A 25,835-nucleotide genomic window follows, 5' to 3' on the forward strand; every position below is an offset into this window, starting at 1 on the left:
GTCAGGAGCCGGCCAGGACCCCGGTCCGGTAGATCGTGCCCGCGCAGGCGTGGGGGATGGTCGCCGACGCCGAGGGGCTGCCCGGCTCCGCGACATGGCTGACCAGGACGCTGCCGTCGGCGGGTCCGCCGTCCTCGTGGAGCAGCTGGGGCGCGGTGCCGGAGCCGGTGTCCGGGCCGGTGCCCGGATCGGTGCCGCTCCCTCCGGAGCCCGTGCCCTCGCTGGGGTCGGGGGTACCCGTGCCGTTGGTCGGGGTGTCGGTCGTCGGCGGCGTCGTCGGCGGCTCGGTCGGCGGCGGCACCGTCGGGGTCGGGGTGGTGGGCGCCGTCGGACAGGTCTCGCTCGGCACCCAGACGAACTTCACCTCGTAGGAGGCGTTCGGCTTCAGGGCCAGCCGGGAGAACTCCTGGGAGGGGTCGGGCAGTCCGCTGCCCCCGTCCCCCGAGGTGTGCCGGATCACCGAGATCCGCGCCGGGTCGGCGGCGCCGCGGGCCTCGAAACCGACGATGCCGCTGCCTTCGACGATGCACACCCGGTCGGAGACGTTGGCGACGCGGAAGGCGCCGTGCACCTTGCCCTCGCCGTCGGGTGCGCCGGCTCCGGCCGAGCTGACGCCGAGCTGCTCGGCCGCGCACGCCGGAAAGGATCCGGGCCGGGCCTCCGCCTCCCGCTGGATGGTGGAGGACACGCCGGGACCGGGTCGCTCCGGCTTGCCCGCGGAGCCGTCGGCGGTGCCCTGGCTCGGCGACGCGGTGCTCGCGGGGGGCGCGGCGCTCTGGCCGCCCTCGATGCCGGTCTCGGCGCCGGTGCCGCCCTGGGCCTCCTCGCCGTGGCCGGCGTTCACCGGGTTGCCGGCGGCGGTGACGCCGCCGGAGGAGGCGACGTGCACGAAGGCGGGTACGGCGGTGCCGATGAGGACCGCGGCGGCGGCGGCGCCGACGACGGCCTGCCGCTTGCGGGCGCGGCGTGCGGGTACGGCACGGCGGAGGTGCTCGAGCGAGCCGTGGGAGGGTTCCAGGCCGGACACGGCGCTCTGGAACAGCTGCCGCAGCGCGAGTTCGTCGTCCCCGTCGCCCTCGCCGGGGCCGGGCTCGATGTTCACCATGCGCTGTCCACTCAGGTCGTCACGTTCTTCAGGGACGTCGTTCTCGACGCTGTCGTCGCCGTTCTCGACGTCCTTGCCGGGTGCCTCGCTCACGACGTCGCTCCCATCGCGACGCGCAGCGACGCGATGCCCCGCGAACCGTACGCCTTCACCGAACCCAGGGATATCCCGAGCGCCTCGGCGACCTGCACCTCGGTCATGTCCGAGAAGTAGCGCAGGGCCAGCACCTCGCGCTGCCGGCGCTGGAGTCCCCGCATCGCCTTGATCAGGTCCTCGCGCTCCAGCTGGTCGTACGCGCCCTCCTCCGCGCTGGCCATGTCCGGCATCGGCTTGGACAGCAGCTTGAGTCCGAGGATGCGGCGGCGCAGTGCGGACCGGGAGAGGTTCACGACGGTCTGGCGCAGATAGGCGAGGGTCTTCTCCGGCTCGCGCACCCGCTTGCGGGCGGAGTGGACCCGGATGAAGGCCTCCTGGACGACGTCCTCGCAGGAGGCGGTGTCGTCGAGGAGCAGGGCGGCGAGGCCGAGGAGGGACCGGTAGTGGGCCCGGTAGGTCTCGGTCAGGTGGTCGACGGTCGTTCCGGCCGCAGGGGCGCCTTCGTCGCTGGTCCGGGGCGAGGGGATGCCGTCCACGGAGCTCGCGCGGGATCCGGTGGGCACGGGGGCGATCACCGGCATGCCGCCGAGCGCGCGCGGCCGGCGGTAGGGGACCACCACGGATCCGCGTACGGGAACGGGAACGGCAGCGGAGCCGCGAGCCGGGACGACCGCCGTGCCGCGTACGGGGACGACGGCCGTGCCGCGTGCGGGGACGACGGCGACGCTCCGCGCGGGGAGCACAGCGGTGCCCGCCCCGCGCAGCGGAGCGACGGTCGCGATGTCGAGTACGTCTGCCACGCATGTTGGACACGCTTCCCCCCGGCAGGGTTGTACGCGTACGCCACCCTTTTCGACGGTGAGTTGTTTGTCCTCATGCGTAACCGTTCTCCCCCGATGCCCCGCTTCACAGCGTGTTCCACGCCACATTGGTGAGTGCACGCAGAGACGCCTCCCACCCAACTACTGGTTGCAGCAAGGGGGAAGAGCATCGTCAGCCACGGCATCATCGCAGTTCAAGAGGTATCTGACGCCTAATTGCTCACAGGTCGTTCACAGATCCTACAAATACGTGACAACCGATTCCGCGATCTGGAGGGCGTTGAGGGCGGCCCCCTTGCGGAGATTGTCGGCGCAGACGAAGAAATCGAGCGCCCGCTCGTCGTCCATGGAGCGCCGCACCCGTCCGACCCAGGCGGGATCGGTGCCGACTACGTCGGCGGGGGTGGGGAAGTCGCCCGCGGCCGGGTCGTCGTACAGCACGACCCCGGGCGCGGTCGCGAGGATCTCGTGCGCGCGGTCGAGCGGCACGGGGCGCTCGAACCGGGCGTGCACGGAGACGGAGTGTCCGGTGACGACGGGCACGCGCACACAGGTGGCGGCGACCCGCAGCGCCGGGAGCGCGAGGATCCGCCGGGTCTCGTCCCGTACGTGCTCCTCCTCCGACGAGGCTCCGTCGGCGCCCGCCGTGCCCGACCAGGGCAGGACGTTGAGCGCGAGGGGACCGGGGAAGGGCCCGGTGTTCTCGCCGACGGCCCGCCGTACGTCTCCGGGGTGGTTGCCCAGGTCGCCGTCGCCGGCCACCAGGCCGAGCTGGGCGCGGAGCGCGTCGACGCCGGCCTGTCCGGCGCCCGCGCCGCTGGCGGCCTGCTGGGCGGTGACGACCAGTTCGGAGAGCCCGAACTCGGCGTGCAGGGCGCCCACGGCGACGACCAGCGCGAGGGTGGTGCTGCCGGGGCTGGCGACGATGCCGCGGGGGCGTACGCGCGCCGCGTGGGCGTTGGTCTCGGGGACCACGAGGGGGACGTCGGGGTCCGCGCGGAAGGCGGCGGAGGTGTCCACGACGACGGCACCCTTGGTGGCGGCGATGGGCGCCCAGCGGGCGGCCACCGTCTCGGGCACCAGGAAGAGCGCCAGGTCGACGCCTTCCAGGGCCTCCTCGTCGAGCGCGACGATCTCGCACTCCTCCCCGCGCACGGCGGCCTTGCGGCCGGCCGAGCGCGGGGAGGCGAGGAGGCGTATGTCGCCCCAGACGTCCGCGTGGTGCGTGAGCATCTGGAGCATCACCGAGCCGACGGCTCCGGTCGCACCGACGACCGCGAGCGTCGGCTTCGGCGTCATCGGCCGGTGCCTCCGTAGACGACGGCCTCGTCCGAGTCGCTGTCCAGGCCGAAGGCGCTGTGGACGGCGCGCACGGCCTCGTTGACGTCGTCGGCGCGGGTGACGACCGAGATGCGGATCTCGGAGGTGGAGATCAGCTCGATGTTCACGCCCGCGTCGGACAGCGCGCGGAAGAAGTCCGCGGTGACGCCCGGGTTGGTCTTCATCCCGGCGCCGACCAGGGAGATCTTGCCGATCTGGTCGTCGTAGCGCAGCGAGTCGAAGCCGATCGCGGTCTTCGCCTTCTCCAGGGCGTCGATGGCCTTGCGGCCCTCGGCCTTGGGGAGGGTGAAGGAGATGTCCGTGAGGCCGGTCGAGGCGGCGGACACGTTCTGCACGATCATGTCGATGTTGATCTCGGCGTCCGCGACGGCCCGGAAGATGGCCGCGGCCTCGCCCGGCTTGTCCGGCACGCCGACGACGGTGATCTTCGCCTCGGAGGTGTCGTGGGCGACGCCCGAGATGATGGCCTGCTCCACCTTGCGGTCCCCTTGCGGCTCGTTGCTGACCCAGGTGCCCTGCAGCCCCGAGAAGGACGAGCGGACGTGGATCGGGATGTTGTATCGGCGTGCGTACTCGACGCACCGGTGCAGCAGCACCTTGGAGCCGGAGGCGGCGAGCTCCAGCATGTCCTCGAAGGAGATCCAGTCGATCTTCTTCGCCTTCTTCACCACGCGCGGGTCGGCCGTGAACACACCGTCGACGTCGGTGTAGATCTCGCAGACCTCGGCGTCCAGCGCGGCGGCCAGCGCCACGGCGGTGGTGTCCGAACCGCCCCGGCCGAGCGTGGTGATGTCCTTCTTGTCCTGGGACACGCCCTGGAACCCGGCGACGATGGCGATGTTGCCCTCGTCGAGGGCGGTGCGGATCCGGCCCGGCGTGACATCGATGATGCGCGCTTTGTTGTGGACGGAGTCGGTGATGACACCTGCCTGGCTGCCCGTGAACGACTGGGCCTCGTGGCCCAGGTTCTTGATCGCCATGGCCAGCAGGGCCATGGAGATCCGCTCTCCGGCGGTCAGCAGCATGTCGAACTCACGCCCGGCAGGGATCGGGGATACCTGCTCGGCGAGATCGATCAGCTCGTCCGTCGTGTCGCCCATCGCGGAAACCACGACGACCACCTGGTGGCCGTTCTTCTTGGCGTCCACGATCCGCTTGGCGACGCGCTTGATGCCTTCGGCATCGGCAACGGAGGAGCCTCCGTACTTCTGCACGACAAGGCCCACGTGCGCTCCTCGCTCAGTGTGTGCCGCAGCCGGCGCTGCGATCGGCTCAGTCTAACGAGGGACCCGCGAACGCCTACGTGATATCGGATGCTGAGACGGAGCGCTCACGTAGTGATCATCGGTCCAGCAGTGCGAGCGCCTCCGTCACGTGCACGGTGTACGGGTGGTGCTCGCCGAAGAGGCGTGCGCAGACGGTCAGCAGCTCCTCGTAGTCGGCGCGGGCCCGGTCGGTCGCGCCCCCGGCGGCGTAGAGGCCGGCCAGATTGATCCGGGTGACCAGGGTGTCGATGTCCTCCTCGCCGAGGACGACGCTCATCCGGGCCGCCGCGTGCGCGCCCAGCGAGACCGCCCGGCGGGTCCGGTTCAGGGCCTGGTAGATCCCGGCGAGCTCGGAGCAGGCCAGCAGCGTCTCCCGGTCCTTCGCGCCCAGGACACGGGCCATGTCCACGAGCACGCTCTCCTGGAGGACGGCCGCCCGGTGGGGCAGCCCGGCCTTCAGATGGGCCTTCGCGAGGCAGCACCGCGCCCTGAGCGCGTGTACGTCGTCGGCCCCCAGCACCTCGGTCGTGCTCCGCACCACCGCGGCCGCCGCCTCGATCGCCTCGTCCGCGCGTCCCGCCGAGGCGAGGGTCTCGGCCAGTGCGCCGCGCAGGTCGAGGGTGACCGGATCCTCCGGGCCGAGCAGCCGCTCACAGCCGGCCAGCGCGCGCCCGGCCACGTCGGCCGCCTCCTCGTACAGCCCGTTCAGACTCAGGTACCCACCCGCGGCGGCCAGCACGGCGAGCAGGGCCTCGCCGTCCTCCGCGGGGTCAGTGTGCCGCAGGTACGCCTCGACGTGCGGCAGCAGCACCCGCCAGGTCTCCCAGTGGGCCGGGTCCGCCTCGTCCAGCGGGGCGGCGTGGGCGAACGCCGTCTCCGCGAGACCGCGGGCCCACGCGGCCGCCTCCCGCCGCACATGCTCGTCCCCGGCGGGCGGACGCCGGGCGACGGCCTGCACGAGCCGGTGGACGGACACCGAGCCGTCCTCGTGCAGGGTGACCATGCTGTGCGCGGCAAGCTCGCCGAGCGCCTCCCGGACGCGGGGGAACGGCGGCAGGAGCAGCACGGGAATCCGGTCGGGGGCGAACCAGCCGAGGAACCGGAGGATCCCCGTCGCGTACGGGTTCGTGGCGGAGAGCCGGTTGAACGTGACGCGCAGCGCCCGGGCGACGGCCTCCTCCGCGTTGCCCAGTCCGCCGCTCCGGCCCAGCTCCGCCAGGTACGCGCGCGGGGCCGTGGCCGTACGTCCGCAGTACGCGGCGGCGATCTCCACGGCCAGCGGCAGCTGCCCGAGGGTCTCGCAGAGCTCCTCGGCGCCGGTCGTGTCCCGGGGTCCCGCGTGGGTGGCGACCCGGGTGAACAACTCGACGGCCTCGGCCGCCGCCAGCACGGGCAGCGCCAGAACCCGTCCGATCCCCCACCAGCCGTCCGTCGTCCGGCTCGTGACCACGACCCGTCCCCGGCCCCCGGCCCTGGCCAGCAGGCCCTCCACATCGCCCGGATCGGTGACGTCGTCGAGCACGAGCAGCCATCCGTCGTGCGTCGACAGCCACTGCAACGCCCTTTCCCGCAAGGCCTCCTGCGGGAATACGTCGATCAACTCCGGCTGCATCGCGGCGGCCAGGCCCGCGAGCCCCGCGTCCACGTCGACCCGGCTCTCCGCCCTGATCCACCAGACGGGGTTGCGGTGCACCGCCTGCCGGAGCGCCCAGCGGGCGGCCAGCGAGGACTTCCCCACCCCGCCGAGGCCGCAGATCACCACGGTCTCCGACTCCCCGTCCAGCACGGCGCCCTCAGCGCCGCGCCCCACGAAGTGGGCGGCCCTGCGCGGCACGTTGACCAGCCCCGGCGGGCAGAGCACCGGCGCGAGGGCGGCGGGCGGCAGCACCGTCACCCGGTCCCCCGTGTGCACCCAGCCGATGTCCCGGCCCGCCGCGACGGACCGCTCCCCCGACGCCTCGACGCCCCCGCTCACGCGTCGCCCGTGGACACGTTCCCGATGTCCCCGCCGGCGGCGACGGACCGCTCGCCGGAGGCGGTGACGGGGCCGGAGGCGGTGACGGGCCCGGCGGTGGGGCCACCGGCGGGCGGGGCGCCGGCGGGCGGGGCAGGCGAGGCCGGCGGGGTGCGCACGCCGTCGCCGGTGACGACCGTCCCGATGCCTCCGCCGGCGGCGACGGAGCGGGTGCCGGACGCCTCGACCGGGGCGGCCCGGCCGCCGCTGTGCCCGAACTGCGCCCAGAGGGAGAGCCCGAGGCCCGCGACGGCGAGGACGACACCGGTGACGCTGGCGATCTGGTCGGCCTTGCCGAGGTCGACGAAGGCGACGACGAGGAGCGCGACGACGCCGGCCGCCGCTACGCCGACTCCGCTCCGGAGGAGGGCCTGTGACCGGGCCGTTGCTGCCATGAGCACATCATGGGGCAATCGGCCGTCGGGCGGGAGCGGTTCGTCGTTCGTCAGCTCTTGAGCGTCCGGATGCCCAGCGGTGCGCCGATCTCCTCCGCCATCACGCGGCCCGCCTCCTCGGCCAGGTCGTCCTCGGTGAGGTCCTCGTCCGTGTCGAGGCCGTCGAGGGCCGCGAGGGGCTGGTCGAGGCGGACGTGGGCGACGAGGGACTGGAGGGCTCGGAGGGTGGCCGAGGCGGTGGGGCCCCAGTTGGAGAAGTACGAGAACTGCCACCACCACAGGGCCTCGCTGGTACGGCCGGCGCGGTAGTGGGCCAGGCCGTGGCGGAGGTCGGCGACGATGTCGGCGAGGTTGTCGGAGATACGGGCCGGGACCGGGGCCTTGCGGGGCTCGTACGGGTCGAAGACCTCGGAGAACACGTCGACCGGTTCGAGGAGCACGGCGAAGCGCTCGCGCAGGTCGTCCATGTCGGGCTCCGGGCCCGTGTCCGTCTCGTACCGCTCGTCCGGGACGATGTCCTCGTGCGCGCCGAGCCGTCCGCCCGCGAGGAGCAGCTGCGAGATCTCCAGGAGCATGAAGGGGACCGCGCTGTCCGGCTCGTCGCCCTTGGCGACCTCGGTGGTCGCCACGATGAAGCTCTCGATGGAGTCGGCGATCTGGACCGCGAAGTCGTCGGGGTTCTGCGTGATCGCGTGCAGCGTGGGGTCAGACATCGAGGAGCCTCCCTGAGAGCGCGCCGGCCCGGTCGTCATACATCTAGCAGCCTCCGTCCCTCGAAGGCACGGCCGAGGGTCACCTCGTCGGCGTACTCGAGGTCGCCGCCGACCGGGAGCCCGCTCGCGAGCCGGGTCACCTTGAGTCCCATGGGCTTGATCATCCGCGCCAGGTACGTCGCGGTGGCCTCGCCCTCCAGGTTCGGGTCGGTCGCGAGGATCAGCTCGGTGACGGTGCCGTCGGCGAGCCGCGCGAGCAGCTCGCGGATGCGGAGGTCGTCCGGGCCGACGCCCTCGATCGGGCTGATCGCGCCGCCGAGGACGTGGTACCGCCCCCGGAACTCGCGGGTCCGCTCGATCGCGACGACGTCCTTCGGCTCCTCGACCACACAGATGACGGTCAGGTCGCGGCGCGGGTCCCGGCAGATGTTGCACTGCTCCTGCTGTGCCACGTTGCCGCAGACCGCGCAGAACCTGACCTTCTCCTTGACCTCCAGGAGCGCGTGCGCGAGACGCCGTACGTCGGTCGGCTCGGCCTGGAGGATGTGGAAGGCGATCCGCTGCGCGCTCTTGGGACCGACGCCGGGCAGCCTGCCCAGTTCGTCGATGAGGTCCTGAACCACGCCTTCGTACACGGAACGCCCTTTCACGGGAGTGCTTGATTCTTACGGTAGTGGCTTAAAGCGAGCCTAAGAAGCCCACGGGAGGAGAGGCCTGGGAAGGCCCGCGCCCGGAAGGCCTCAGAAGCCGAGGCCGGGCATGCCGCCCATGCCCTGGGCCAGCGGGCCGAGCTTGGCCTGCTGGAGCTGCTGCGCGTTGTCGTTGGCGGCCTGCACGGCGGCCACGATCAGGTCGGCGAGCGTCTCGGTGTCCTCCGGGTCGACCGCCTTGGGGTCGATGACCAGGCCGCGCAGCTCTCCGGAGCCGGTCACGGTCGCCTTGACCAGGCCGCCGCCCGCCTGTCCGTCGACCTCGGTCGCCGCCAGCTCCTGCTGGGCGCGGGCGAGGTCCTGCTGCATCTTCTGGGCCTGCTGGAGAAGCTGCTGCATGTTGGGCTGACCACCACCGGGAATCACGGTCACTCCTGAGGTTCGGTACGTCCGTATGTCGGTACGCCGAGCCTACGTGGTCCCCGGCCCCCCTGCTCCACCACTCTTTCGGGTGAGAAACTGCGGGCTCCTCTACCTGATCAAGACCCCCTTGCGGGCGGAGATCCTGGGATTCCGGGCCCGCCGCCCACCATTCGGCGGTAGGAAGGGCAGGCACCACGTGCACCGCACGTCACAGAAGGACACGAGCACTGAGCTGAACAGAGGAGTCCCCCGGTGAGCCAGCAGCCGGAGATGCAGCCACCGGGGCCCCCCGGGGGAGACGTCCACCGCGATCTGACCGGTACGCCGTTCCCCCTGGGCGACTGGGGCGAGCCCGCCGAGCGGCTCGACGAGCTGTACCGCTGGGTGGAGTCCCATGCCCTGCGCACCGCCGAGTGGTACCTCTCCGACCGCGTCTGGAAGCGCCGCAGCGCCCGGATCCTGCGGATCGGCACGGCCGCCGGGGTGATCGCGGGCGCCGCGCTCCCGCTGCTCGACCTGACCGGCGTCGCGGAGGGCACCGCCGGCTGGGGCTACCTCTCGCTGCTGCTCGGCGCCGCCTGCCTGGCCTGCGACCGGTACTTCGGTCTGACGTCCGGCTGGATAAGGGACGTGGCGACGGCACAGGCCGTGCAGCGGCGTCTCCAGGCCTTGCAGTTCGACTGGGCCTCGGAGAGCGTCAGGGAGGTCCTGGGGCCCACGGAGGGCACCGCCAGCGAGGCCGCCGAGCGCTGTCTGGGCGTGCTGCGCCGCTTCTCGGAGGACGTGACCGAGCTCGTACGGGCGGAGACCGCGGACTGGATGGTCGAGTTCCGCTCGGGCCCCGCGCCGCTGGCGCTCCAGTCGGTGGGCGTGATGCCCGCGCGGGCCGAGAGCCATCACCCCTCGGGCCGTTTCCCGCTGCCGCCGGGCACCCGGCCGAACATGCCGCGTCAGCGGCCCCCGGAGGCCCGCTGACGCAGGCCTCCGGGCCCCTCGGGGCCGTGGGCGCGGATCGGCCGGCTCGGGGCCGGACGCGCGGAGCTCAGCTCAGGATGATCATCGAGCCCTGGGCCAGGCTCCGGGTCGCCGCCGCGTGCAGCCCCAGCCACACATGGCGCTCCCGGGCGAAGGGGCCGCCGTCCAGCGGAATCGGTACGGCCGGTTCCTCCAGGGTGGTCGGCCGCTCCGGCGGTACGGGGGGCGCCGGCGGGTTCGACGGGTCGATGCCGATCGAGGGCGCGACGAACTCCAGCTCGCGCAGCAGCCCGTACGAGGAGCCGAGCGGCCCGCCGCCCTCCAGGAGCTCGTCGCTGGCGAGCGGGACCGGGAAGTCGACCGGCACGTACGCGCCCGCGTGGTCGTAGTGCCAGACCAGGTGCGACTGCTGGGCGGTCGCCTCGAACATCTCCAGGAGCTGTTCGTAGTCCCCGCCGAGCTCGCCGACCGGTTCGACCGGCAGTCCGCACATCTGGAGGAGGTAGGCGCGGCGCAGGAAGTGCAGGGCCTCGTAGTCGAAGCCGGCGATCGGGGCGACGTCGCCGGAGAGTCCCGGCATGTACGCGTAGACGGGCACGGTCGGCAGACCGGACGCGCTGAGCACGGCGTCGTACGCGGCGATCTCTTCGGCGAAGGGGTTGTCGGGGCTGTGGCACAGCACGTCGACGAGGGGGACCAGCCACAGGTCACAGGCCAAGGGAGGCTCGCTCTCCGTCAGTTGCGGGGGACGCTCGCAGGGCGTACGCCAGGCTTTTGCAGGGACGGCCAGGTTAGTCGGCGCCCCACGGACACCGTCCACCCGCTGAGGAACTGCCCCCGGAGGCCCGGCCTCAACCCGAACTCCGGCCCCGGCCCCACGCACCCCGCCCCTGGTACACGCCGGCCGGCCCCGGCCTCAGCGGGCCCGGGCCTCCAGATACCCCGCCCATTCCATCGAGTGCGCGTTGTACTCCCGTACGACCGCGACGGCCGCCTGCGCGTCACCGCGGGTGATCGCGTCGACCAGGTCGACGTGCCCGCTCCACAGCCAGCCGAGGACGTCCCGCTCGGAGCGCAGGTAGGGGACGGAGAACACCCAGGCCTGGACGCGGAGCCGGTGGAGGAAGTCGGCGATGTGGTCGTTGGCGGCGACGAGCCGGGCGAGTTCGCGCCAGTAGCGGATGTCGTAGCCGATGAGGATGTCGAGGTCGCCGGCGCGGGCGGCGCGGGCCGCGGCCTCGCCCCTGCGCCGGATCGAGACGAGGGCGACGCCGATCCCGAGGTCGGGTTCGGTGACCGCGGAGCGGGGCGGCACCATGGCGGCGTCGCGGCGGAAGATGCCGTCGACGACGAGCATCCGGGCCTCGACCATGCCCCGGTAGTCGTCGACCGAGTACTGGTGGACGCGGAAGCCGCGGTGCTGGTCGGAGTCGAGGAGGCCCTGCGCGCAGAGGTCGACGAGGGCTTCGCGCACCGGGGTCGCGGAGACGCCGTACTGGTCGGCGATCTGTTTGACGGTGAATTCCTCGCCGGGCCGGAGACGGCCCGCGAGCACCTCGTCACGCAGCGCGTCCGCGATCTGCTGTCGCAAGGTGTTGCGGGTGACAGCTCCGCTCGCGGGCATGGGTCGGCCCCCTCCGTCCGGCTCCGGACACCCTAGTCCAGACGGAAGGGGCCGCCCCGTTTCCGTGGTTACGCGGTGTGCTCGTCGGCCACGGTGAGGGCCGCGTCGAGGGCTGCGAGGCCCTCCTTGGCCTCCGCCTCGGTGACGTTGCAGGCGGGGACGGCGTGGGTGCGGTTCATGTTGACGAAGGGCCACAGGCCGTTCTTCTTCGCCGCCGCGCCGAAGGCGGCCATCGGCGCGTTGGCCTCGCCGGCCGCGTTGTACGGGACGAGCGGCTCGCGCGTCTCGCGGTTCTTGACCAGGTCGAGCGCCCAGAAGACGCCGAGGCCGCGGACCTCGCCGACGGAGGGGTGGCGCTCGGCGAGCTCGCGCAGGCCGGGGCCGAGGACGTTCTCGCCGATGTGGGCGGCGTTCTCGACGACCTTCTCGTCCTCCATCACCTGGATGGTGGCGACGGCGGCGGCGCAGGCCAGCGGGTGACCGGAGTAGGTCAGTCCGCCCGGGTAGGGCCGCTTGTCGAAGGTGGCGGCGATCTTCTCGCTGATGGCGACGCCGCCGAGCGGCACGTAACCGGAGTTCACGCCCTTGGCGAAGGTCATCAGGTCGGGCACGACGTCGAAGTGCTCGGCGGCGAACCACTTGCCGGTGCGGCCGAAGCCCGCCATGACCTCGTCGAGGACGAAGACGATGCCGTACCTGTCGCAGATCTCGCGGACGCCGGCGAGGTAGCCGGGCGGCGGGGTCATGATGCCGGCGGTGCCGGGCACGGTCTCCAGGATGATCGCGGCGATCGTCGCCGGACCCTCGAAGGCGATCGTGTCCTCCAGGTGCTGGAGGGCCCGCGCGCTCTCCTCCGCCTCGGTGGTGGCGTAGAAGGGCGAGCGGTAGAGGAACGGCGCCCAGAAGCGCACGACGCCGGCGGAGCCGTTGTCGGAGGCCCAGCGGCGCGGGTCACCGGTCAGGTTGATCGCGGTGGAGGTGGCGCCGTGGTACGAGCGGTAGGCGGAGAGCACCTTCGTACGGCCGGTGTGCAGCCGGGCCATGCGGACGGCGTTCTCGACGGCCTCGGCGCCGCCGTTGGTGAAGAAGATCTTGTCCAGGTCGCCCGGGGTGCGCTCGGCGATGAGGCGTGCGGCCTCGGAGCGGACGTCGATGGCGAAGGCGGGCGCGAAGGTGGTGAGCTTCGCGGCCTGCTCCTGGATGGCGGCGACCACGCGGGGGTGCTGGTAGCCGATGTTGGTGTAGACGAGGCCGCTGGTGAAGTCCAGGTAGCGGTTCCCGTCGTAGTCCCAGAAGTACGAACCCTCGGCGCCGGCGACGGCGAGCGGGTCGATCAGGCCCTGGGCGGACCAGGAGTGGAACACGTGCGCGCGGTCGGCGGCCTTGACGGCGGCCCCGGCCTGGGGATCGGGTTCGATGACATGAGGGGTCATGGGGTCGAGGGTAAGGAACCGCAGGTAGGGCGGGCCATGGCCATCTTGTCCACCGAGACCGGGGCGGACGCGACACCTTGTTCCGTGCCGCGGAATCCGCGCGGCATCCCTTCACATGATTGACAGCATCCTGTCGACATGACAGTCTGTTGTCATCAGCGGAACCGAGGGACCGACCACACCGACCAAGGGGTCAGCCATGGGAACGAAAACCGGTACGAAGACCGTCCACCTCGCCGTCTACGACACGCTCGCCGACTGGGAGACGGGCCACGCCACCGCCTGGCTCGCCCGCGCCGGCTACACGGTCCGGACCGTCGGCCCGGTCGCCGGAGAGCCCGTCACGACCCTCGCCGGCCTCCGGATCATCCCGGACCTCGCGCTCGCCGACCTCCGGCCCGAGGACAGCGAGCTGCTGATCCTTCCGGGCGCCGAGAAGTACGACGAGGGCGACGAGCTCGCCGCCTTCCCGGCCGCGGCCCGTGCCTTCCTCGACGCCGGGGTTCCGGTCGCCGCGATCTGCGGCGCCACCGCCGGGCTCGCCAAGGAGGGCCTGCTCGACGACCGCCCGCACACCAGCGCGGTCTCCTTCTACCTGGCCGCCACCGGCTACAAGGGCGGCGAGCACTACGTCGACACGGACGCGGTGACCGCCGAGGGCGAGGCAGGGACCGGCGACCTGATCACGGCGGGCCCGACGGAGCCCGTCGCGTTCGCCCGCGAGGTCTTCGCGGTGCTCGGCGCGTACGAGGGGAAGCGGGACGCCTGGTACCGCCTCTTCCACGACTCGGACCCGGCGGCGTTCGTCGAGCTGAACTCATGAGCCGCGAGCAGCAGGACGCCCTCTCGCGCACGGCCCTGGGCGTCTTCCGCCTCAACGGCCAGTTCCTCGCCGTCTCGGAGAAGCTGGCCGAGCCGGCCGGGCTGACCGCCGCCTGGTGGCAGGTCCTGGGAGCCGTCCTCCCCGAACCCCTCCCGGTCGCCGGGATCGCCCGGGCCATGGGCATCACCCGGCAGAGCGTCCAGCGGATCGCCGACCTGCTCGTACGGGAGGGACTCGCGGCGTACGAGCCGAACCCGGCCCACCGCCGCGCCAAGCTCCTCACCCCGACCGAGCCGGGCCGGGCGGCCATCGCCCGCATCGAACCGGGCCACGCGGAACTGGCGGCCGCGCTCGTCCGCGAGCTGGGCGGCCAGGAGGCCTTCGACGAGACGGTCCGGGTCCTGGACCGGCTGTCGGCGGCCCTCGAGGCCGTCGAGGCCGGGCCCCGGTAGGCGGTCGGCCGCACTCAGAGCGGAAGGTCGTCGGGCAGCACCCGGAACGCTTTGGGCCGCCCGAGAGGGCGGACAGCACGGAAGTCGCGACGGTCGAGCGTGAGCATCGCATCCGTGTCGTACTCGGCAGCCGCCAGGTCGAGGTCGTGCGCCGCGTAGCGCAGCCGGGTCATCGGGGCGGCGCCCAGATGATCCTCGGTGATCTCCGGCAGGGAAACCCGCCCCCGGCGCATCCAGTGCCGGATGTCGTCCACCGCGCTGAGCACGGCTTCGCGGCCGAGCTCACGCGTGGCCCGCCTCGGTGGCAGCCGCGTTCTCGGGGTGGGTGGAATCAAGAGCGGCCAGCAGCCCGGGTGGTCAGGACACACCGTTGAACTGCTCGGTCACGGCGCTCCTCAGCAGCAGTGGATGGACGAAGCGATCCGGCGACGACGGCGGGAAGCGCCACGACAGCGGCCAGGTCCGCCCGGTGAGGGCGGGCACGGGAACGTAGCTCACGTGGGCGGGTCCCGCGTTGAACCGGGTCACCCCGCGCGGCCACGCCTTCCGCGCCGTCGACCCCGGCGGCACGAGGAAGTAGACCCCGCGCCGTCCGTTCGCCTCGATCACGACCGGCCCCGGGTCGCCCCCGGTGAGCGCCTCCATCCGGTCGGCGAGGCGCCGCCCCTCGTCACCGTCGACGCGAACGGCGTCGAATTGCACCCCGGCCTTGCGGAGTTGGAATCCGGAGACTGGAATCCAATCCACGTTTACGTCCCGATTCTCTTCATTCACGAGGACATGTTCCCGCGCCGAAGCTAGCGTTTTCCACGACTGTGCCGGGCGCGTCGGCAACCCCTTGACCTGCACCAACGCGCCTTGCGGGCAGTCGAATTCGGCGGGGAGCAGTTGAGACCGGTTGAGATCGGTTGAGTCCGAATGGGGAGCGGGAATGGCGCGAGCGGACAACAAGGAAACGGCGGGGCCTGCGGCGCGGACGGTTGCGGCCCTGGCCAAGAAAATGCGACTGCGGAAGGGGCTCACACAAGAGCAGCTGGGGGCGCTGCTGGGGTATACCGGCGCGGCCATCAGCGCGATGGAGACGCTCTCACAACCGGTGAGCGACGACATGCTGGTCCAGCTGGAGCGGGTCCTGGGCGACGGGACGGGGATCTTCGAGGCGATGCGGGAGCTCGTACGCCTGGAAAGGCTCCCGGAGCAGTTCCGGGAGTACGCGCCGATCGAACAGAAGGCTCTGGGGCTCCAGCTGTACGCGACGCCCAACGTGCACGGCCTTTTCCAGACGGAGGGCTACGCACGGGCCCAGATGGCGGGCGGGTACCCGACGCCCACCGAAGACCGGGTCCAGGAGCTGGTCGCAGCGCGGATCGCCCGTAAGGCGATCTTCGACAAGGAGCCGATGCGGCTCATCGAACTCATCCTGGATGAATCCGTGTTGCTGCGGAAGTACGGCAGCGAGGCGATCATGCGGGAGCAGTACCGCCATCTGATCGAGTGCGCGCAGCGCAAGAACGTCACCATTCAGGTCCTGCCTCTGGACGTCGGCTTGAGCGGCGAGAACGCGGGCGCGCGCGGTGAGCTGAACGTGGTCGAGACGGACGAGCACACCCGGCTCGTCTATCTGGAGGTACAGGACGAGAGCGTGCTGGTCAGCGACCCGGCAAAGGTGAGTACGTACGCACAGCGTTATGCGAAGATCCGGGCACAGGCCCTGGACCCTCGCTACTCACTGGGCCTCATCGAGCGGTTGGCGGGAGAGGGAACATGAGCAAGAGCCTGCACTGGTTCAAGTCCAGCCACAGCAGCGACAGCGGCGGCAACTGCGTCGAAGTGGCCTTCGACTGGCGCAAGTCCAGCTACAGCAGCGACAGCGGCGGCGAGTGCGTCGAGGTCGCCGCCTCCCCCCACGCCGTCCACCTCCGTGACTCCAAGCAGAGCGACGGGCCCACGTTCACCGTGGAGCCCGTCGCCTGGCGCGTGTTCGTCGCGTGGCAGTAGCCGACTAGCAGGACAGGTTCGACCCCGCGGGGACGCCCAGGATCTGGGTGAACTGCTGGTACTTGGTGACCCGGCTCTGGACCTGGGCCGGGTTGCGGCCGTTGCACTCCAGGCTGCCGTTGATCGCCCAGATGGTCTGACCGAAGCCGGCGCCGTTGACCATGGCGTTGTGGGCGGTCATCGTGCCCGGGCCGCTCTGGGTGTTCCAGTACCAGAGGCCGGTCATCATGGCGACGGCCGGGTCCTGCTCGACGCGCCAGGGGTTGTTCAGCAGGTCGATGCCGAGGGCGTCACCGGCGGCCTTGTAGTTGAAGTTCCAGGAGAGCTGGATGGGGCCGCGGCCGTAGTAGGCGGCCTGGCCGGCGGGGCAGCCGTAGGGCTGGCCGGAGTCGCAGTAGTGCGGGTAGTTGGCCGTGTTCTGCTCGACGATGTGGACGAGGCCGCCCGTCTCGTGGGAGACGTTCGCGAGGAAGGCCGCGGCCTCCTGCTTCTTCACCGTGTCGCTGCCGGTGTTGGCGAAGCCGGGGTACGACTTGAGCGCCGCCGTGAGGCCCGCGTACGTGTAGAAGGGGTTCCGGCTCGGGAACATCTGGTTGAACTGGGCCTCGGAGACCACGAATCCGCCGGCCGGCGGCGGGGTGGTGGGCGGCGGGGTGGTGGGTCCGCCGCCGCAGACGCCCTGGTCGGCCCAGACGCCCCACTCGCCGGTCGTGCCGGGGGTCTCGTTCTGGGTCCACCACTTGGCCGACCAGTTGTGGCCGTTGTGCGAGGCCGTCATCCCGCCCGTGTACACGGCGGAGGAGTTCCACGCGGCGGCGCAGGCGGCGGCCGCGCCGGCGGAGGCGGTGGGGAGGAGGAGGACGGCGAGTCCGACGGCCGTACAGAGCGCGGCCAGCGAGGTGACCAACTTACGCAGCATGCGTAACTTCCTTCCGGGTGGGGCCGGGTGGGGCCGGATGGGAAGCACAGCGAAGCGCGATTGGTCTGGACCTGTCAAGGTCCAGACCAGAAATCGTGGCGGTCGGGATTCCGCTTGCCGGGACCACGGAAGACGGCCCCGGGCTCGGAGTTCCGAGCCCGGGGCCGCCGTCATGCGGTCACCACGCAGGTGGGACGGGTGCGACTAGAACAGGTTGAACTTCTGGAACCCGCCGCCGACCCGGACCGGCGCCTTGAACGGGGCCGAGGCGTTGCCCGTGCCCAGGTACTTGAACAGGTCGCCGTTCGACTTGCGGGCGAGCAGGTCCGCCTTGCCGTCGAGGTTGATGTCACCCGTCGACAGCACCCGGTCGTAGGCGTTCCAGCCGGAGCCGACCTTCGTACGGCCGGTGAAGGGGGCCTTGTAGTTGCCCGTGCCCTTGTAGAGCCACAGGACACCCGTCTTGTCGCGGGCGACGACGTCGGGCTTGCCGTCACCGGTCAGGTCGCCCTGGCCGGCGATCTGGGTGTACGCGTTCCAGCCGCCACCGACCCGCACGCGGGGGGTGAGGGTGCCGTTCGCGTACGAGAGGTAGCTCCACAGCACACCGGTCTTGTCGACACCGAGCAGGTCGGCCTGCTTGGCGCCGCCGACGTTGCCCGGCGAGAGGACCGTGGAGTAGATGTTCCAGCCCCGGCCGACGACGTTCCCGTCGATGTCGTCGCTGTCGGTGGAGTAGAAGTCCAGGCGGCCGTTCTTGTAGACGGTCCACTCGGCTTCCCCGTGACCGTCGTTGTCGTTGTCGGCGACGACGATGTCCGCGACGTCGGCGACCTTGTCCAGCGGACCGATGGTGTCGATGTCGTCGCCGACGGGGAACCAGACCTGGAGTTCCTGGGTCTGCTTGTTGGCGCCGTACATCTCGAACGTGGGCTGCACCGGCAGCTCCGTGCCGGCGGCGGAGGCCGTACCGGCCACGGTCGCGGTCGCGACCGCGACGGCGGTGGCGACGAGCGCGCCCTTGAGCGCACGACGACGTCGAACGATGGTCATCAGGTTCCCCCCTGGGACTCTTCGGCGGCGCACTTCTCGCGCCGCTGATCTTGAAATCTTGCCACACCTGTTCGAAATTTGGCGAAATTTCGAAGGCCTTGTGGGCAGGACGTGAAGGTGCCCAAAGAGCCTGCCTCTGGAGGAGGTTGGAGAGGGACACGGCGAGGCCCGGGCCAGCGGCCCGGGCCTCGTCCCCGTGGAGCCAGGGGGGTACCGCGCGAGGGAAGGGACGGCCCCTCAGATCAGGAGCACGATCCGTCCCGGCCGGTGGCCCGCTTCCGCGCGGCGGTGGGCCTCGGCGACCTCCTCGAGCGGCATGACGTCGGCCACCCGGGTGATCAGCTTGCGGTCCGCCACCTGCTGCAGCGTCTCCTTCAGCCGGGCGGCGTCCGGGCGGGCCCGGACCACCTCGACGCGGATGTTCCGCTCGGCCACCGGAATCCGGTCGGGAGCGATCGCGGCGAAGGCGCCGCCGTCCTTCAGCAGCGGGAGGGACCCGCCGCCGAAGAGCGCACCGTCGAAGATCCCGTCCACCCCCTCGGGGGCGACCTCCCTCACCCGGGCGGCCACCTCCTCCGGCGTACCGCGCGGGACGGCGTGGTCCGCGCCGAGGATCTTCAGCTCGCTCTCGTCGCCCTCGTGGGCGACGGCCACGACCCGCAGTCCCGCCGCATGGGCGTACTGGACCGCGAATCGGCCCACCACGGCACTCGCACCGGTCACGAGCAGCGTCGCCCCGGGCGGAAGCGCGAGCCGGTCGAGGCCCTGCTGGGCGGTGGCCGAGGCCAGTGGTACGGACGCGGCCACGGTGAAATCCACGTCGTCCGGGATCGGCGCCAGCCAGTCCGGATCGACCCAGGCGACCTCGGCGTACGTGCCCTCGCCGGTCAGCTCCTCGTACCAGTTGACGTAACCGGCCACACGGGTGCCTTCGGCCATCCCGGGCACGGGATCGAGCAGCTTCCCCGCGAAGTCCGTCCCCAGGACGAAGGGGGGCTTGAGATCGCCGACCGCGCCGGCGTACAGACCGGCCCGGATCCGCACATCGGCCTGGTTCACACCGGCGGCCTTGAGCCGTACGCGCACCCTGCCGGGGACCTCCCCGGCCACCGGCTCGGGCCGGCGGGCCATTCTGAGGACCTCGGGTCCGCCGTAGGCGGTCACTTCGACGACACGCATGGGGTTCTCCTCAGACTGAAGGCCCCCTCGTGGCCATTACACCCACGCACCACAGCCCCGGCAACCTCTGATGGGCCGCCCGCGCAGGGCCCGGCCCACGGCGGGACCTCGTTGACGGAAGGACGAACTCCGGTCGGCGGGACACGACGCACCCCGGCGTGACCGCACACCCGTCAGGCGCCGCCACCCCCGGTCCGGTGGGCGGGGGACCGGGACGGGACGGGGACGGACGCCCCTGGTCCGGCATGCGATCGGTAGGGACTGCCGCCCCACGGTCTGGCATGCTCTGACGACGTGGACCCATTGAACGCGGAAGACCCGGTCAGCATCGGCCCGTTCCGTCTGCTCGGCCGCCTCGGGGTCGGCGGCATGGGCCGGGTGTTCCTCGCGCGTTCGGCCGGCGGACGGACCGTCGCGGTGAAGGTCGTGCACGCGGAGCTGGCCGCCCAGGAGGAGTTCCGGCGCCGGTTCGCCCGCGAGGTCGCCTCCCTGGAGCGGGTCGGCGGCACGGGCACCGCACCCGTCCTCGGCTCGGACACCGCGGCCGACGCGCCGTGGGTGGCCATCGGCTACGTACCGGGGCCGTCGCTGCGGACCGTGGTCGGCGACGAGTTCGGGCCGCTGCCGCCCGCGACCGTGAAGGCACTGGCCTCCGGCCTCGCCCGCGCCCTCGTGCACATCCACGCCGCCGGGCTCGTGCACCGCGACCTCAAGCCGTCCAACGTCCTGCTCACCGTCGACGGGCCGCAGATCATCGACTTCGGCATCGCGCGCGCCGTCGACACCGTCGCCGACGGCGGCAACCTGACCACCACCGGCGCGGTCGTCGGCTCCCCCGGCTTCATGTCGCCCGAGCAGGTGCGGGGCGACCGGCTCACCCCCGCGTCGGACATCTTCTGCCTCGGCTCCGTCCTGGCGTACGCGGCGACCGGCCGCTCCCCCTTCGGGACGGCGGACAGCGGCGTGCACGCGACCATGTTCCGGATCGCTCACGACGAGCCCGACCTGACGGATCTGGCGCCCGAGCTGTCCGGGGTGATCCGGGCCTGCCTCACGAAGGACCCGGCCGCGCGGCCCCCGGCCGCCGAGATCGCGGAGACGCTGCCGATCCCCGACCCCTGGCTCCCGGCGGACGTCCTGGCCCGGCTCGGCCGGCACGCGGCGCGGCTCCTCGACGCGGAGACGGAGAGCGCGACGGGAACCGGGAGCGGGGCGGCCGGGCGTGGTGGCAGTGCCGGTGGCGGTACCGGCGCCGGCGCTCGTGGCGGCGGCGTCGTCCGTGCCGACGGTGACCCGACCCCGCCCACGCCCCTCCCGTCCACCGCCTCCACGGCGCCCCAGCCGCAGGCCGGGCGCCCGCGCCGGACGGGCCTGGTCGCCGGGCTCGCGGCCCTCGCGGTGGCGGCCGCGGCCACCCTCACGTACACCTTCTGGCCCGACCCGGACACCGGCATGGACGACCGGAAGAACCGGGCCCCGAGCGACACGGGCAACGTCGCGGCCCGCCCCGCCGGCATCGTCCCGGCCGCGTTCCTCGGCGCCTGGGAGGGCGTCGTCCAGGGCTCCCAGGACCACCCGCGGGAGACCGCCCGGTTCGAGATCAGCCAGGGCGCGGCGGGCTCCAAGAACGCCGTCTACGTCCAGGTCGCCGAGAACCGCCTGTGCATGGGCCGCTCGCGGCTCGTCTCCGCCGACGAGGACAAGGTCGTCCTCGGCGAGTCCGACGTGACGACCAGCGTGCCCGCCCAGCGCTGCGTCCCCGCCGCCCACCAGACGCTGACGCTGCGCTCCCCCGACGTCCTGGAGTGGACCTCGGGCACGGCCAAGGCCACCTTCCGCAAGGCCCCCACCGGCACCGAGGTCGTCCCCGCCCGCTTCCTCGGCCGCTGGACGCGCATCCCCGCCCCGGAGATCTACGGCGAGAACGACGAGCGCTACACCTCGCAGGTGACGATCACCCAGGGTCCGGTCGGGTCCCCCGTGGTCAGCGTCCTCGACGGCTATCCGCGCACCGTCGACGGCGTGCTCATGGACGAGGACTGGTCCTGCGGCACCACGGCCGTCCTCGCCGGCGTCGGCAACCTGCTGATCGTCGGCCCCGCCACCCGGGACACCAACGCCTGGGACCGCGAGTGCCAGGAGGGCCTCTCCCGCTACCTCCTCGTCGACAAGCTGAACGGCAAGGACCGGCTCCTCGTCTACCCGATGCTCGACGGCGAACCGAACGAGTACTACCGCTCCTAGGAGCCCGGCCGCCCCGCCGCATCCGACGGCCACGTCCGGCCTGCCTGCCCTGGCCCGCCCGGCCGCCCCGCCGCCGCCTCGGCGTACGCGCGGACCAGGGGGCGGGTGTCGTCCGCGCGGTGCGCGAGGACGAAGTGGCTGGGGCCGACGCCGTCGACGGGGCGGGTGACGACGCCGTCGCGGGCGAGGAGCGGGGCGTTCCCTGCCGCGACCAGGCAGATGCCGAGGCCGCCGACGAGGGCCTCGTACGTCTCGTCGGCGCTGGCGATCTCCGCGCCGACGACCGGCGGGCGGCCGCCCCGGGAGTCCAGCGCCAGCCAGTGGTCCCGCAGTTCGGGGCCGGTGGCCGGCAGGGCGAGGAACGGCTCGTCCAGGAGGTCCGCGAAGTCGAGGCGCTCACGGGCGGCCAGCGGATGGGTCTCCGGGAGGGCGACGAACCGGGGCTCGGCGGCCACGACGACCCAGCGGAAGCGTTCCGCCGCGGGCAGCGGCAGCCAGACGAACGCCACGTCGCTCGCGCCGTCGGCGAGCCCGGCCGTCGGGTCCTCCCACCCCACCTGACGGAGCTTGAGCACGGCCTCGGGGTGGGCCTCGGTGAAGCGGGAGCGGATCGCGGGCAGCAGCCCGCCGCGCCCGGGGCTGGTGGACATGCCGACGACGAGCGTGGACCGATCGGCGGCGCGGGCCCGTCGCACGGCCCCGTCCGCCTCCGCCCAGGCGGCGAGCACGGCCCGGGCGTGCGGCAGCAGGGCCGTACCGACGGCGGTGAGGCGGACGCCGTGCCGGTCGCGGTCGAAGAGGGGTGCGCCGAGCTGCCGCTCCAGGGCCCGGATCTGCTTGCTGAGCGCGGGCTGGGAGACGTACAGCCGCTCGGCGGCACGGGTGAAGTGCAGCTCCTCGGCGACGGCGACGAAGTACCTCAGGTCACGCCCGTGCACGTCCATGGTCATAACCATGGGTTATCACAGCAGATCTTGGACCGGCAACGGCCCGGTGACACAGGCTGGTCGAGTCGCGGAAGCGAAGTCGAGAACGAGAACGGGAACGAGCAAGAGGAAGAGGGATCCCCATGAGCAAGGTCTGGCTGATCACGGGCGCCAACAGCGGTTTCGGACGCGCCTTCGCCGAGGCGGCGATCGCGGCCGGCGACATCGTGGTCGCCGCGGCCCGCCGCACCGAGACCCTGGACGACCTGGTCGCGGCCCACCCCGACCAGGTCGACCCGGTCGCGCTCGACGTCACCGACACGGCGGCCGTCGACACGGTCGTCGCGGAGGTCGCCGAGCGCCACGGCCGCATCGACGTCCTCGTCAACAACGCGGGCCGCACACACGTCGGTTCGGTCGAGGAGACCTCCGACGCCGAGCTGCGCTCCCTCTTCGACGTCCACGTCTTCGGCCCCGCGGCGCTGGCCCGCGCGGTCCTGCCCCACATGCGGGCCCGCCGCTCGGGCGCGATCGTGCAGCTCAGCAGCGTCGGCGGCCAGATGTCGATGGCCGGCTTCGGCGCGTACAGCGCGACGAAGTTCGCCCTGGAGGGCATGTCGGAGGCGCTCGCCGCGGAGGTACGGCCGCTGGGCATCGACGTCCTGATCGTCGAACCGGGCGCCTTCCGCACGAGCCTCTTCGGCAACCACAGCCTGAGCGGCGACGGCATCGCGGACTACACGGAGACGGTGGGCGCGACCCGCGCGTTCGTGGAGACGGGCGGGGGCCTGCAGGGGGGCGACCCGGCGAAGGCGGCGGCGGCGGTGCTGGCCGCGCTGAACGCGGACGAGACGCCGCTGCGGCTGGCCCTGGGGGACGACTCGATCGACACGATCCTGGGGCACTTGGACCAGGTGCGGGACGACCTCAGGACCTGGGAGAAGGTCGGCCGCGACACGAAGCTGGACGCGTAGCGTCGCCGCCCCGTCGGGGGCACGACAGCGCCCCCTGCCGGTCCAGGCTACAAAGCCCGGGCCCGGCAGGGGGCGCCGTCCGTCGTGCCCACCCGTCCCGCCCCAGCGGAACGGGTGCCCACCACTCGTATCGCTACAGGAACGAGTTGATCTCGATCGTCTCGGTGCGGCCGGGGCCCACGCCGATCGCGGAGATCGGTGCGCCCGACATCTCCTCCAGCGCCTTCACGTACGCCTGCGCGTTCTTCGGCAGGTCGTCGAAGGTCTTCGCCTTGGTGATGTCCTCGGACCAGCCCGGCAGCATCTCGTAGATCGGCTTCGCGTGGTGGAAGTCGGTCTGCGAGTACGGCAGCTCCTCGACGCGCTTGCCGTCGATCTCGTACGCGACGCAGACCGGGATCTGCTCCCAGCCCGTCAGCACGTCGAGCTTGGTGAGGAAGAAGTCCGTCAGGCCGTTGACCCGGGTCGCGTAGCGCGCGATCACCGCGTCGAACCAGCCGCAGCGGCGGTCACGGCCGGTGGTGACACCGCGCTCGCCGCCGATGCGGCGCAGCGCCTCGCCGTCCGCGTCGAAGAGCTCCGTCGGGAACGGGCCGGCGCCGACACGGGTCGTGTACGCCTTGAGGATGCCGATGACCCGGCTGATCTTCGTCGGGCCCACGCCGGCGCCGGTGCAGGCGCCGCCCGCGGTCGGGTTCGAGGAGGTGACGAAGGGGTACGTGCCGTGGTCGACGTCGAGCAGCGTGCCCTGGCCGCCCTCGAACAGGACGACCTTGTCCTCGTCGAGCGCGTTGTTCAGGATGAGCGTGGTGTCCGCGACGAACGGCTTGATCTGCTCCGCGTACTGGAGCATCTCCTCGACGATCTGCTCCGCGTCGATGGCACGGCGGTTGTAGAGCTTGGCGAGGAGCTGGTTCTTGCCCTCCAGCGCCGCCTCGACCTTCTGGGTGAGGATCGACTCGTCGTACAGGTCCTGGACCCGGATGCCGACGCGGTTGATCTTGTCGGCGTAGGTCGGGCCGATGCCGCGACCCGTGGTGCCGATCTTGCGCTTGCCGAGGAACCGTTCCGTCACCTTGTCGAGGGTGACGTTGTACGGGGTGATCAGATGGGCGTTGCCACTGATCAGGAGCTTCGACGTGTCGACGCCGCGCTCGTTCAGTCCACTCAGCTCGGAGAGCAGGACCGCCGGGTCGACGACGACACCGTTTCCGATCACCGGGGTGCACCCCGGCGAGAGGATTCCGGAAGGGAGAAGATGCAGCGCGTACTTCTGGTCGCCGACGACGACGGTGTGGCCGGCGTTGTTGCCGCCCTGGTAGCGCACTACATAGTCAACGGATCCACCGAGGAGATCGGTGGCCTTTCCCTTGCCCTCGTCACCCCACTGAGCACCGAGCAGCACAAGTGCGGGCACAGGCGTACACCCCTTCCGGGTGGGGCATGTCCAAGGTCAGGGGCCGAGGCCGCCTCACCGGTGTGCCCCGGAATAGACGAAGCCCCTGGCGCAATAGCGCAAGGGGCTCTTGCACAAAGATGCTACCCGAGGAAGGACCGAGGTGTCGGATCACGACCAGCTGCTGGTCATCGTCGACCCGGTCGCCCGCCGAAGTGACGGCGAGTCCGTACGGATCGCGAAAGATGTGCTGTCCGCGGGCGCGGAGGCGAAGATCTGCCTGCCGGACAGCCCGGAGGAATTCGTCCGCGCCCTGGCCAGGCGCGGCTCCCGCCGCCCCGTGGTGCTCGGCGACGACCGCGCGCTGCTGCGTACGGTGGCCCTCCTCCACCGTGAGCGGGAGCTCGCCGCGGGCGCCCTCTCCCTCGTCCCGATCGGCGCCCCTGACGCCCTGGAACTCGCCCACGCCCTCGGCGTGCCGCGCTCCACCCCGGCGGCCGCCCGCGCCGTCCTCGACGGGACCGTACGCCGCCTCGACCTGCTGGTCGACGACAGCGACGGCGTCGTCCTCGGCGACCTCGAAGTGCCGGCCTCACCCGCCCTCGCCCCGGCGTCCGCGACCGTCTGGGGCACCTGCCGCTCCCTCGTCCGCACGCTGGTCCGCCCGGCCCCGACGGCCCTCGCGGTCCGCGCCCACCGGCTGCGGGTGGAGGCGGACGGGGTGCTGCTCACCGATGTCGACACCCCGCTGGAGAGCCTCACGGTCCGCTCGGTCGCCGGTGCGGCCGAGGTGGTCGTCCATCCCTCGGCCGCCCCGCCCCGGCACACGACCGCCCGCGTCCTCACCGTCTCGGGCCCGGACTTCCGGTACCGCGCGGACGGCCGCGTCTCGGGACCGGTCCGCCGCCGGACCTGGACGGTCCTGGGGGAGGCGTGGGGGCTGACGCTGCCCAGGGGCTGACGCCGGCCCGGAGCGGAGCCGGGCCGGAGCTGGGCCGGGCCGGCACCGCTCCGGC

26 protein-coding genes and 1 pseudogene are annotated in these 25,835 nt (G+C 72.1%); 8 read left to right on the forward strand and 19 right to left on the reverse strand.

The genetic code is table 11. From position 1 onward, the window contains the following. Window position 1: 1 nt before the first annotated feature. From ACIP84_RS11565 to ACIP84_RS11605, 9 genes are all read right to left on the reverse strand, one after another. On the reverse strand, window positions 2-1,198 hold the full coding sequence (locus ACIP84_RS11565; RefSeq protein WP_401797432.1) for a hypothetical protein: 1,197 nt from the start codon (window positions 1,196-1,198) through the stop codon (window positions 2-4). Next, a complete protein-coding gene (locus tag ACIP84_RS11570; RefSeq protein ID WP_401797435.1) occupies window positions 1,195-2,001 on the reverse strand; it encodes a SigE family RNA polymerase sigma factor in 807 nt (268 codons plus the stop codon). Before ACIP84_RS11570 ends, ACIP84_RS11565 begins: the two co-directional genes overlap by 4 nt. Before the next feature lie 261 nt (window positions 2,002-2,262). Next, entirely contained in the window at window positions 2,263-3,321 is a 1,059-nt protein-coding gene (locus tag ACIP84_RS11575) for an aspartate-semialdehyde dehydrogenase (RefSeq protein WP_401797438.1), read from the reverse strand. Continuing rightward, complete coding sequence (locus tag ACIP84_RS11580; RefSeq protein WP_073908126.1) at window positions 3,318-4,589, reverse strand: aspartate kinase; 1,272 nt, start codon at window positions 4,587-4,589, stop codon at window positions 3,318-3,320. Before ACIP84_RS11580 ends, ACIP84_RS11575 begins: the two co-directional genes overlap by 4 nt. 115 nt (window positions 4,590-4,704) lie before the next feature. Next, window positions 4,705-6,603, reverse strand: coding sequence for a tetratricopeptide repeat protein (locus ACIP84_RS11585; RefSeq protein WP_401797442.1), 1,899 nt, complete (start codon window positions 6,601-6,603; stop codon window positions 4,705-4,707). Continuing rightward, window positions 6,600-7,037 (reverse strand): hypothetical protein, encoded by a 438-nt coding sequence (locus ACIP84_RS11590; protein ID WP_401797444.1) that lies wholly within the window; start codon window positions 7,035-7,037, stop codon window positions 6,600-6,602. The genes ACIP84_RS11585 and ACIP84_RS11590 overlap by 4 nt, the downstream gene beginning before the upstream one ends. A gap of 50 nt (window positions 7,038-7,087) precedes the next feature. Next, window positions 7,088-7,750: a DUF5063 domain-containing protein gene (locus tag ACIP84_RS11595; protein WP_355964222.1), complete on the reverse strand. Its 663-nt coding sequence runs from the start codon at window positions 7,748-7,750 to the stop codon at window positions 7,088-7,090. 35 nt (window positions 7,751-7,785) lie between these two features. After that, entirely contained in the window at window positions 7,786-8,385 is a 600-nt protein-coding gene (recR, locus tag ACIP84_RS11600) for a recombination mediator RecR (RefSeq protein ID WP_041662562.1), read from the reverse strand. A gap of 105 nt (window positions 8,386-8,490) precedes the next feature. Next, window positions 8,491-8,826: a YbaB/EbfC family nucleoid-associated protein gene (locus ACIP84_RS11605; protein WP_015034576.1), complete on the reverse strand. Its 336-nt coding sequence runs from the start codon at window positions 8,824-8,826 to the stop codon at window positions 8,491-8,493. Between the two features lie 267 nt (window positions 8,827-9,093). Between ACIP84_RS11605 and ACIP84_RS11610 the strand changes: the two genes are divergently transcribed. Beyond that, window positions 9,094-9,798, forward strand: coding sequence for an SLATT domain-containing protein (locus tag ACIP84_RS11610; protein ID WP_355964252.1), 705 nt, complete (start codon window positions 9,094-9,096; stop codon window positions 9,796-9,798). Between the two features lie 67 nt (window positions 9,799-9,865). On the opposite strand, the gene ACIP84_RS11615 is transcribed toward ACIP84_RS11610, so the two are convergent. The 3 genes from ACIP84_RS11615 to ACIP84_RS11625 all read right to left on the reverse strand — a co-directional run bounded on the left by ACIP84_RS11615 (window position 9,866) and on the right by ACIP84_RS11625 (window position 12,855). Beyond that, entirely contained in the window at window positions 9,866-10,516 is a 651-nt protein-coding gene (locus ACIP84_RS11615; protein ID WP_355964225.1) for a hypothetical protein, read from the reverse strand. Window positions 10,517-10,714: 198 nt separating this feature from the next. Continuing rightward, complete coding sequence (locus ACIP84_RS11620) at window positions 10,715-11,422, reverse strand: GntR family transcriptional regulator (protein WP_355964227.1); 708 nt, start codon at window positions 11,420-11,422, stop codon at window positions 10,715-10,717. A gap of 68 nt (window positions 11,423-11,490) precedes the next feature. Next, complete coding sequence (locus ACIP84_RS11625) at window positions 11,491-12,855, reverse strand: aspartate aminotransferase family protein (protein WP_209495572.1); 1,365 nt, start codon at window positions 12,853-12,855, stop codon at window positions 11,491-11,493. Window positions 12,856-13,054: 199 nt separating this feature from the next. Here ACIP84_RS11625 and ACIP84_RS11630 point away from each other — a divergent pair, with 199 nt between their 5' ends. Together ACIP84_RS11630 and ACIP84_RS11635 are read left to right on the forward strand one after the other, a co-directional pair. Then, on the forward strand, window positions 13,055-13,678 hold the full coding sequence (locus tag ACIP84_RS11630) for a DJ-1/PfpI family protein (RefSeq protein ID WP_401797450.1): 624 nt from the start codon (window positions 13,055-13,057) through the stop codon (window positions 13,676-13,678). Beyond that, entirely contained in the window at window positions 13,675-14,130 is a 456-nt protein-coding gene (locus ACIP84_RS11635) for a MarR family transcriptional regulator (protein ID WP_355964229.1), read from the forward strand. Before ACIP84_RS11630 ends, ACIP84_RS11635 begins: the two co-directional genes overlap by 4 nt. A gap of 14 nt (window positions 14,131-14,144) precedes the next feature. On the opposite strand, the pseudogene ACIP84_RS11640 reads toward ACIP84_RS11635, so the two are convergent. Both ACIP84_RS11640 and ACIP84_RS11645 read right to left on the reverse strand, forming a co-directional pair. After that, window positions 14,145-14,478, reverse strand: a pseudogene (locus ACIP84_RS11640) (VapC toxin family PIN domain ribonuclease). Between the two features lie 9 nt (window positions 14,479-14,487). Then, a complete protein-coding gene (locus ACIP84_RS11645) occupies window positions 14,488-14,904 on the reverse strand; it encodes a hypothetical protein (RefSeq protein ID WP_401797970.1) in 417 nt (138 codons plus the stop codon). A 157-nt stretch (window positions 14,905-15,061) separates the two neighbouring features. Here ACIP84_RS11645 and ACIP84_RS11650 point away from each other — a divergent pair, with 157 nt between their 5' ends. After that, window positions 15,062-15,898, forward strand: coding sequence for a helix-turn-helix transcriptional regulator (locus tag ACIP84_RS11650; protein WP_401797453.1), 837 nt, complete (start codon window positions 15,062-15,064; stop codon window positions 15,896-15,898). After that, on the forward strand, window positions 15,895-16,128 hold the full coding sequence (locus ACIP84_RS11655; protein WP_401797456.1) for a DUF397 domain-containing protein: 234 nt from the start codon (window positions 15,895-15,897) through the stop codon (window positions 16,126-16,128). Before ACIP84_RS11650 ends, ACIP84_RS11655 begins: the two co-directional genes overlap by 4 nt. Window positions 16,129-16,132: 4 nt before the next feature. Here the strand turns inward: ACIP84_RS11655 and ACIP84_RS11660 are convergent, their stop codons facing one another. The 3 genes from ACIP84_RS11660 to ACIP84_RS11670 form a co-directional block, all read right to left on the reverse strand. Further along, window positions 16,133-17,047, reverse strand: coding sequence for a glycoside hydrolase family 19 protein (locus ACIP84_RS11660; RefSeq protein WP_401797459.1), 915 nt, complete (start codon window positions 17,045-17,047; stop codon window positions 16,133-16,135). Window positions 17,048-17,251: 204 nt separating this feature from the next. Further along, on the reverse strand, window positions 17,252-18,100 hold the full coding sequence (locus ACIP84_RS11665; RefSeq protein WP_401797462.1) for an FG-GAP repeat domain-containing protein: 849 nt from the start codon (window positions 18,098-18,100) through the stop codon (window positions 17,252-17,254). A gap of 237 nt (window positions 18,101-18,337) precedes the next feature. Continuing rightward, complete coding sequence (locus ACIP84_RS11670) at window positions 18,338-19,279, reverse strand: NADP-dependent oxidoreductase (RefSeq protein ID WP_355964234.1); 942 nt, start codon at window positions 19,277-19,279, stop codon at window positions 18,338-18,340. Window positions 19,280-19,573: 294 nt separating this feature from the next. Between ACIP84_RS11670 and ACIP84_RS11675 the strand changes: the two genes are divergently transcribed. Continuing rightward, window positions 19,574-21,523: a serine/threonine-protein kinase gene (locus ACIP84_RS11675; protein WP_401797464.1), complete on the forward strand. Its 1,950-nt coding sequence runs from the start codon at window positions 19,574-19,576 to the stop codon at window positions 21,521-21,523. Here the strand turns inward: ACIP84_RS11675 and ACIP84_RS11680 are convergent. Continuing rightward, on the reverse strand, window positions 21,520-22,473 hold the full coding sequence (locus ACIP84_RS11680) for a LysR family transcriptional regulator (RefSeq protein ID WP_401797467.1): 954 nt from the start codon (window positions 22,471-22,473) through the stop codon (window positions 21,520-21,522). The genes ACIP84_RS11675 and ACIP84_RS11680 overlap by 4 nt on opposite strands. 119 nt (window positions 22,474-22,592) lie before the next feature. Between ACIP84_RS11680 and ACIP84_RS11685 the strand changes: the two genes are divergently transcribed. Further along, window positions 22,593-23,423 carry an oxidoreductase gene (locus ACIP84_RS11685; protein WP_401797470.1) on the forward strand — a complete coding sequence of 277 codons (831 nt, stop codon included), beginning with the start codon at window positions 22,593-22,595 and terminating at the stop codon, window positions 23,421-23,423. A 133-nt stretch (window positions 23,424-23,556) separates the two neighbouring features. Here the strand turns inward: ACIP84_RS11685 and ACIP84_RS11690 are convergent, their stop codons facing one another. Then, complete coding sequence (locus tag ACIP84_RS11690) at window positions 23,557-24,840, reverse strand: adenylosuccinate synthase (protein ID WP_355964238.1); 1,284 nt, start codon at window positions 24,838-24,840, stop codon at window positions 23,557-23,559. A 142-nt stretch (window positions 24,841-24,982) separates the two neighbouring features. Between ACIP84_RS11690 and ACIP84_RS11695 the strand changes: the two genes are divergently transcribed. After that, window positions 24,983-25,780 carry a diacylglycerol kinase gene (locus tag ACIP84_RS11695; RefSeq protein ID WP_355964239.1) on the forward strand — a complete coding sequence of 266 codons (798 nt, stop codon included), beginning with the start codon at window positions 24,983-24,985 and terminating at the stop codon, window positions 25,778-25,780. Window positions 25,781-25,835: the final 55 nt, after the last annotated feature.

It is taken from the genome of Streptomyces sp. NPDC088707 (genome assembly GCF_044752725.1).
Taxonomy (GTDB): Bacteria; Actinomycetota; Actinomycetes; order Streptomycetales; family Streptomycetaceae; genus Streptomyces.

Coding starts and splice junctions, on each gene's coding strand:
- ACIP84_RS11575 (WP_401797438.1), bottom strand. CDS start 3,321: ATGACGCCGAAGCCGACGCTCGCGGTCGTCGGTGCGACCGGAGCCGTC.
- ACIP84_RS11590 (WP_401797444.1), bottom strand. CDS start 7,037: ATGGCAGCAACGGCCCGGTCACAGGCCCTCCTCCGGAGCGGAGTCGGC.
- ACIP84_RS11595 (WP_355964222.1), bottom strand. CDS start 7,750: ATGTCTGACCCCACGCTGCACGCGATCACGCAGAACCCCGACGACTTC.
- ACIP84_RS11610 (WP_355964252.1), top strand. CDS start 9,094: ATGCAGCCACCGGGGCCCCCCGGGGGAGACGTCCACCGCGATCTGACC.
- ACIP84_RS11620 (WP_355964227.1), bottom strand. CDS start 11,422: ATGCCCGCGAGCGGAGCTGTCACCCGCAACACCTTGCGACAGCAGATC.
- ACIP84_RS11625 (WP_209495572.1), bottom strand. CDS start 12,855: ATGACCCCTCATGTCATCGAACCCGATCCCCAGGCCGGGGCCGCCGTC.
- ACIP84_RS11630 (WP_401797450.1), top strand. CDS start 13,055: ATGGGAACGAAAACCGGTACGAAGACCGTCCACCTCGCCGTCTACGAC.
- ACIP84_RS11635 (WP_355964229.1), top strand. CDS start 13,675: ATGAGCCGCGAGCAGCAGGACGCCCTCTCGCGCACGGCCCTGGGCGTC.
- ACIP84_RS11650 (WP_401797453.1), top strand. CDS start 15,062: ATGGCGCGAGCGGACAACAAGGAAACGGCGGGGCCTGCGGCGCGGACG.
- ACIP84_RS11655 (WP_401797456.1), top strand. CDS start 15,895: ATGAGCAAGAGCCTGCACTGGTTCAAGTCCAGCCACAGCAGCGACAGC.
- ACIP84_RS11660 (WP_401797459.1), bottom strand. CDS start 17,047: ATGCTGCGTAAGTTGGTCACCTCGCTGGCCGCGCTCTGTACGGCCGTC.
- ACIP84_RS11665 (WP_401797462.1), bottom strand. CDS start 18,100: ATGACCATCGTTCGACGTCGTCGTGCGCTCAAGGGCGCGCTCGTCGCC.
- ACIP84_RS11670 (WP_355964234.1), bottom strand. CDS start 19,279: ATGCGTGTCGTCGAAGTGACCGCCTACGGCGGACCCGAGGTCCTCAGA.
- ACIP84_RS11680 (WP_401797467.1), bottom strand. CDS start 22,473: ATGACCATGGACGTGCACGGGCGTGACCTGAGGTACTTCGTCGCCGTC.
- ACIP84_RS11685 (WP_401797470.1), top strand. CDS start 22,593: ATGAGCAAGGTCTGGCTGATCACGGGCGCCAACAGCGGTTTCGGACGC.